The sequence below is a fragment of the Actinomadura formosensis NBRC 14204 genome (genome assembly GCF_001552155.1).
GTDB lineage: Bacteria > Actinomycetota > Actinomycetes > Streptosporangiales > Streptosporangiaceae > Spirillospora > Spirillospora formosensis.
The window spans coordinates 1-6,304 of sequence record NZ_BCQQ01000209.1 but is presented as its reverse complement, the minus strand read 5'-3'; the positions used below and the strand labels follow the sequence as shown (position 1 = coordinate 6,304).

Annotated in this window: 6 protein-coding genes and 1 pseudogene; 5 read left to right on the top strand and 2 right to left on the bottom strand. The window is 62.4% G+C overall.

Annotation, left to right across the window (positions count from 1 at the left end; all coding sequences use genetic code 11):
• From AF1_RS37200 to AF1_RS31300, 5 genes and pseudogenes are all read left to right on the top strand, one after another.
• Positions 1–413, top strand: a pseudogene (locus AF1_RS37200) (hypothetical protein); the annotation flags it as partial.
• A 284-nt stretch (positions 414–697) separates the two neighbouring features.
• Positions 698–1,663: a nucleoside triphosphate pyrophosphohydrolase family protein gene (locus AF1_RS31315; protein ID WP_067807658.1), complete on the top strand. Its 966-nt coding sequence runs from the start codon at positions 698–700 to the stop codon at positions 1,661–1,663.
• On the top strand, positions 1,660–2,241 hold the full coding sequence (locus AF1_RS31310; protein WP_067807655.1) for a hypothetical protein: 582 nt from the start codon (positions 1,660–1,662) through the stop codon (positions 2,239–2,241). Before AF1_RS31315 ends, AF1_RS31310 begins: the two co-directional genes overlap by 4 nt.
• Positions 2,241–3,206 carry a TylF/MycF/NovP-related O-methyltransferase gene (locus tag AF1_RS31305; protein WP_067807665.1) on the top strand — a complete coding sequence of 322 codons (966 nt, stop codon included), beginning with the start codon at positions 2,241–2,243 and terminating at the stop codon, positions 3,204–3,206. The genes AF1_RS31310 and AF1_RS31305 overlap by 1 nt, the downstream gene beginning before the upstream one ends.
• A gap of 46 nt (positions 3,207–3,252) precedes the next feature.
• Positions 3,253–4,281: a nucleotide kinase domain-containing protein gene (locus tag AF1_RS31300; protein ID WP_165488474.1), complete on the top strand. Its 1,029-nt coding sequence runs from the start codon at positions 3,253–3,255 to the stop codon at positions 4,279–4,281.
• Positions 4,282–5,244: 963 nt separating this feature from the next.
• Here the strand turns inward: AF1_RS31300 and AF1_RS31295 are convergent.
• Positions 5,245–5,439, bottom strand: coding sequence for a DUF397 domain-containing protein (locus tag AF1_RS31295; protein ID WP_067807653.1), 195 nt, complete (start codon positions 5,437–5,439; stop codon positions 5,245–5,247).
• Complete coding sequence (locus tag AF1_RS31290) at positions 5,436–6,212, bottom strand: helix-turn-helix domain-containing protein (protein ID WP_165488473.1); 777 nt, start codon at positions 6,210–6,212, stop codon at positions 5,436–5,438. Before AF1_RS31290 ends, AF1_RS31295 begins: the two co-directional genes overlap by 4 nt.
• Positions 6,213–6,304: the final 92 nt, after the last annotated feature.

Genomic DNA, 6,304 nt, shown 5'->3' with positions numbered 1-6,304 from the left:
ATGAATGCAGGAACGCGCCCCTACGCCCCCCCAAGCCCGACCCTGAACGTCTGTACGACTGGGCCATGGCCGGCCTGGGGCCGCATCCCGGCGACGACCTGGCGCACCCGAGGCATTCCAGCGCTGGCCGTTGGTGCGCCGCAGCCTCGCCGCCCAACGGACAAGGCGAACTCGAACTGGCCTTCTAGCAGTACTTCGGCCCCGCCGGCACCCCAATGCAGGAACTGGTCCGCGTCGCCGGTGTCCGCCACATCACCCTGGCCATGCTCGCCCACGCCTACCTCGCCGTCACCGCCGCCCACGCCCCAAAAGCAGCCGCGGCTTGGTCCCTGCTCCGCCGCACCCGCCAAGCCCGCGCCCGCAGCACCCACTACTGGAAACGCCGGCTCCGCCACCACCACATTCAGGTCTAGATCACAGACCCTGATAGCAGTACTAGGAGGTAGCGCGCCAGGAGTTTGCGGTTCCAGACGTCGAAACCGTTCGAGAAGGGTGATCGAGGGCGGTCGTCCGCCCGACGTGGTGTCCCCGACGAGAATCGCGTGATGCCCTGATCCTTTTGCCTTGGGCACGTCAGGTGTTCGTGGCCTATGTGGGACAAGTGTGATCAGTGAAACAAATAGGCGGTAATGCGCCAGCTAGACTCCAGCGTGTCCGCTCGTCTAGATAACCGCTGATTGCCTGGTCGGGGGCGCTCATGGACTTCGCGTCCTTTCAACTCGCCGCTCATGAAACCAGCCGCCTCAAGCTCGGCGGCCCGCAGGCGGCGATCGCTCCAATGCTCGGCCTCGCCAGCGAGACGGGCTCAATTCTCAACGTTTATCGCAAGTACTTGCGCGACGGCTTTGATTTGGCCGCGAACCGGGAGTTCTTGCGCGAGGAGCTGGGCGATCTGCTGTGGTACACAGCGGCCGTCGCCACCGCGTTCAACCTTGACTTGGAGGACATTGCAGCGGCCAACCTTCAGCGCACACGCGACCGCTATCCATCACCATCGCTTGGCGAGCCGCTGACCGGCCTTCCGGTATTTGACGCTGAGTTCCCTGAACAAGAGCGCTTCCCCAGGCGTTTGGTTCTCGCCTTCGCCGAACACCCCACCTCATCCGGTCGTCAGACGGTCCTGCTCACCTTGGTGTCCGCTGAGCCCAACGCTTTTCCCGATGGCCCGGTACGGTCCGACGGCGACAAGGTGATCGGCTATCAGGTTGGCGACACCATCGGCGATCCCTTGACGGACAACACCCGACGTACCGACGCCTACCGCTACCACGACGCGATCCATCTCGGCTTCATGGCCGTCTTGAACTGGTCTCCCAACATGCGGTCGCTGCTGCGCGTGAAACGCAAGTCCAACTCGACGACCGATGAGTGTGAAGACGGGGCACGCGCCATCTTTGCCGAGGAAGGCCTGGCGGCAATGCTCTCGCGCCTGGCGGTCCGCCGGTCCGCCTTCCAGAGCGAAACCGGCATCGACGGCGAGGTGATCGACGTGGCCAAGGCCGCGGCAGCTGATCTCGAAGTCGAGACGCTGCCCGTCTGGCTGTGGCGACGAGCCATCCAGCAAGGCTTCGGCGCGCTTCACCAGCTCGCCGCAAATGAGGGTGGTTATCTGGTGGCTGACCTCGACACCCGCACGCTGACGTATCAGAAGGTGCTGGCGTGAGCGAGGACGTCCGGTTCAAGGTGGCGGTCCGCAGCCTGCATCGTGAGAAGAACGCCGCTTACGGTCCCGCCTGGAAGCGGCGAGGCGAGCTGATCTCTGTTCTCGCGAACATCGCGCGCAAGGTGGATCGACTGGAACAGGCGGCAGCCGGTGCCCCAGCCACACGTGACGAAAACCTGCTGGACACCGTGGTCGATCTCCTCGTGTACAGCCTGAAGTATCAAACGTACTTGGCCGACCAGGACGAAGCCGTTGGTCGCGGCCTGCTGGGTGGCCGGGTTCAACCGCCCTACAGCGACGGCCGCGGTGGGTTCGAGGGGCTGCTGGAAACGCTCGACCTTACCGTGCTGGACGATCCGGACGTTACGCCTTCCTTGGCTGAAGCCGCCGGTCACGTGATCACGTCCTTCAGCGAGGTGGAGCAGTGCTTCATGGAAGCACTGCCGCCGGCACCCGTTCCTGAGCGGTTGACGCGGGCGATCAATCTCACGTACGCCACTACCGAGGTTGTTGGAGTCCTGCGGCGTGAGGCACCTGCCCTATACGTTGACTTCCTTGCCACATGGGAGGGTGAGTGATGCGCGCCGAAGACTTCGCCAAACTGCGCGAGGATCTTGAACGCGAGCTCTTCAGCGGCGCACGGTCCGTTGGCATCCTCGGCTTGACCGACGTTGCACTACGCCTACTCGATGGTTTGGCCGTCTCCGGCTTCATCGCCGCTGTCGGCGGCATCTTCACCCCGTCGCCCGAAGAGCCGCCGATCACGCCGCATGTGCCCGTGCTCCCCATGGAGGGGCTGAGCCGCGCCAACCCGGACGCGTTGGTGGTGGCGTCCGACGAAGCCAAGCAAGATCTGCTGCTTGCGGCGCTGCCGTACATCCAAGGCACACCAAAGGTCATCGTCGCCGGGTATGGGCACCTGGATTTCCGTGACCAGGTGTACGACGAAGAACGAGCGCAACTTCTGGTACCGAGCCTGGCCAATGGGTATCCGAACAGCTTGCCGCACCTGTACCAGTGCCTCATGAACGCCGCTCGACTCGACCTTCAAGGTGTCGTGGCCGAGTTCGGCATGTTCAAGGGCGGAACAACCATGTTCCTGTCCCGCGTGGCCGAACGCCTCGGCATGAGCTGGCCCGTTATCGGTTTCGACAGCTTCGCCGGATTCCCACCACGTCGAAGCCCTCTCGACATGTATGACCACCCTGATTGCGTGTTCACCGATCTGCCGGCTGTACGCCGCTATCTCAACGGCCGTAACGTCGAACTGGTTCCTGGTGACATTGTGGAGACAGCCGCGCGCCTGGAACACGAGGACGTAGTGGTGAGCTTCGTGGACACCGACAACTACAGCTCGGCACGGGCAGCGCTGGAAGTCGTCCAGGAGCGCACTGTGGTCGGCGGAGCCATCGTGTTCGACCACTTCACCGGAGTTGACCGCTTTCGGTACACCATCGGCGAACGCATTGCGGGACTGCCGCTGCTGGATGACTCGCGTTACTTCCACCTGCACGGTACTGGCGTGTTCTATCGTCAGCGGTAAGACCCGTGCCGCTTGTAATGATCATGAGATTGTAAGACAGAGAGTGATGATGCGACCACCTAAGCCCCGATCCGGCATATACGAATATTACTGGAACTTCGCTTCTAAGCGGCAAGCAGCATTTGAGCGTCGTGTTGCCGGCGCTCCTGCACCATGGACAGATGACCCGATTCTGCAGACCTTCAAGTTCTGCAACGTCTTTCGAGCCGCCGACCGCGTGAGCCAGTATATGATCCGTGACGTGTGCTACCACGATGAGGACTGCACACCAGAAGACCGGCTGTTTCAGATCCTGGCCTTCCGCACTTTTAGCAAGATAGAGACGTGGCGGAGTGTCCGCACTTTCCTCGGCCGCTACCCAACCCTCGATGACCTCGGTGACGGCTCGTTCACCGAGGCGTTAGAACGGGCCAAACAAGAAAACGGTGGCCTATATACCGGAGCGTTCATCCTGTGCGCCACTGACGCTTACGGTCAGGGTCTCAAGCACCTGAATCATGTCGAACTGTTCCGCCACATGTTCCTTAGCGACGCTCTCGGGGAGCGTCTGCTCGAAGCGACGTCGCTGCGTCAGGTCTACGATCTGCTTCATGGCTACCCGCTCATGGGTGACTTCATGTCGTACCAGACAACCATTGACCTGAACTACTCCGATCTCCTCGCCTTCTCGGAGAACGAGTTCACTCAAGCAGGCCCCGGGGCACTGCGCGGGATCAAGAAGTGCTTCGAGGATCTGGGCGACTACAGGCCTGCCGACATCATCCTCTGGATGGTCGACAACCAAGAGAAGGAGATGGAGCGGCTCGGGCTGCCGTTCAATGGTCTATGGGGGCGACCACTGCACGCCATTGACTGTCAAGGGCTGTTTTGTGAGACCGACAAGTATTGCCGGGAAGCGGCACCAGAGCTGACCAGCGCCCGCAAGCGCATCAAAGCCAGATTCACCCAGTCAGCCGAACCAATGGCGTTGTTTTTCCCGCCCAAGTGGGGAATCAACGACAAGGTGCCGTCCGGCAACGTGTTCAGCGCACCCTCTCCAGTGGATGCCGTAGTCGAACAAGCGTCGCTGTTCTAATGCGTCAAGGTGATCTGGATCAACCCCGATCCACCGATGGTGAATCGGGGGTTGATCTTTCGGCCATTTTGGTGAGGTTGTCGGGTGCTCGCGGGCAGGGGTGATCGGCTGGCCTGTCCGGCTTTCCACGTGTTCGGCCCTGGCGGGCGCGAGGGGCAGGGGCGGTGAATCAGAGTGCGCGGTGTCCCCGGAAGAACCGGCCAACTACCGTCCAGCCGGCACCATCAGCCACAAGCGTGGCCGTCCCGTGAACCGTCGCCTGCGAGCACAGCCTGAGTAAGGACCTGAGGGGTCTCTCAGCCGTAACTCAGGGGAAGGAGGTCTATGAGGACGGTCGCAACACCGCATTCAGGTGGGCGCAGTCCCTCGTAGATGAGGAACGCGACATTGATTACGACCGTAACGAGCCTCCCAACGAACTGAGTCGGCAGGGCGGATTCTTCCTATAGAGGCAAGCCCCTGATAACTGGCGCCTGAAGAAGGTTCTCGACCGAGCCGAGGCAGGTGTCCTCAAGCACGAGCTTCAGGAATGACAACGAGGCCATTCTGTAAACGGCGGCCGAAGTTTTCACCCGTCGACACCCGGAACGGGACGGGACGCACGGCGCTGATGCCGGGGCCTGGACGGGCGCCGGAGTCCGGGACGGGGATGGGACGTGTTGGGAAGTGGACGTCCGGAGGCGGGAGCCTCGGGGCCAGATGGGCGTCGATCGGTGCTTGCGGACGATCGAGAAGCGGCGTCCTGGGCAGCGGACCGCGATGGGCGACCGCCACCCCAGGACGAATGATCCGCCCGCAGCCCCCTGGAAATGAGCAGGCAACGGTGTGGTTCACCCCCGGACTCCGGAGGCTCAGGCGCAGGGGCGGGTGGACGCAGAACGCAACGCGCCCCGGGATGTGAACCGGCTCAAGGATGGGAGGGGTCCGTACCGAGGGCGAGGGTTCGGCTGGACGGGAGGACGGTCAGGGGGCCGGGTACTGCTTGACCTGCTTGATCAGGCTGGCGAACTCCACAACGGACAGGGTGAGGTGTCCCCCATCTGGGTCCTTGCTGTCCCGCACCCCGATCCCGACCCCTGGCGCAAGTCGTCCCAGCTCAACGCACTGCTGGTCACTAATGCCGCCGCTGTAACTGCTCTTCCGCCAATGGACGATCATGAGTACTGCTCCAAATACTGCTCGATGAGGGCACGCGAGGCGTCTTCGGGGAGGGCCTTCGCCCCGATACGTTCGAACTTAGCCGAAAAGTCCCTCGCCTCGATGGGTCCCTCAATCAACCGTCCCCCGTTCTGGGCACCGGCGTAGGCAACGTCCCGCTCTGGAAGACAGATGACCTGGAACGGCCCGTCGAACCCGTGGTGAGCGCCCGCCGCAGTCGGCACGATCCGCATGATGACGTTCGGTCGGCTCGCCATGTTGAGCAGGTGGTTGAGTTGGTGCTTCATAACCTCGCGTCCCCCGACAGGACATGCCAGCACGCTCTCATCAACAAGCATCCACAGCATGGGCGCGTCCGAACGCTCCAAGATCAAGCGTTGCCGCTCCACCCGCGTGGCAATCTCGGCCTCGATGTCCTTGGTCGCCTCCGTTTCGAGCATCGCGCGAATGTACCCCTCGGTCTGGAAGGGGCGCGGTATCGCCTTCCCGTGGTAGGTCTTGATCGCAGTGGACGTCTTCTCGTACTCCATGCACTGACGCGCCCAGTCCGGGTCGTGCGCCATTCGGGCAAACCAGAGGATTAGCTGAAAAAGCAGACCCGTCCCATAGTGCTTGTCGAGCAGCCGCATATGGTCATCCTGGGGGCGCCGCCTGCCCGCCTCCATGTTGGAAACAGTCGAGCGTGCGACCCCGATGATCTCGCCGCACTGGGCGAGCGATAGACCAGCCTTCTCCCTCATGAAACGCATGAAGAAGGCCAGGAACTGCCACATCGAGACCCGGGGATCCAGAGGTTCACGGACGGGGGGCATCGCGTCTCCCTAGTTTTCAACTCCCGTGGGTACGCCAAAAGACTAGGCATCTC

Bases quoted from the DNA above. Each gene is read 5' to 3' on its own strand.
- AF1_RS31315 (WP_067807658.1), top strand. From the start codon at position 698: ATGGACTTCGCGTCCTTTCAACTCGCCGCTCATGAAACCAGCCGCCTC.
- AF1_RS31305 (WP_067807665.1), top strand. From the start codon at position 2,241: ATGCGCGCCGAAGACTTCGCCAAACTGCGCGAGGATCTTGAACGCGAG.
- AF1_RS31300 (WP_165488474.1), top strand. From the start codon at position 3,253: ATGATGCGACCACCTAAGCCCCGATCCGGCATATACGAATATTACTGG.
- AF1_RS31295 (WP_067807653.1), bottom strand. From the start codon at position 5,439: ATGATCGTCCATTGGCGGAAGAGCAGTTACAGCGGCGGCATTAGTGAC.
- AF1_RS31290 (WP_165488473.1), bottom strand. From the start codon at position 6,212: ATGTGGCAGTTCCTGGCCTTCTTCATGCGTTTCATGAGGGAGAAGGCT.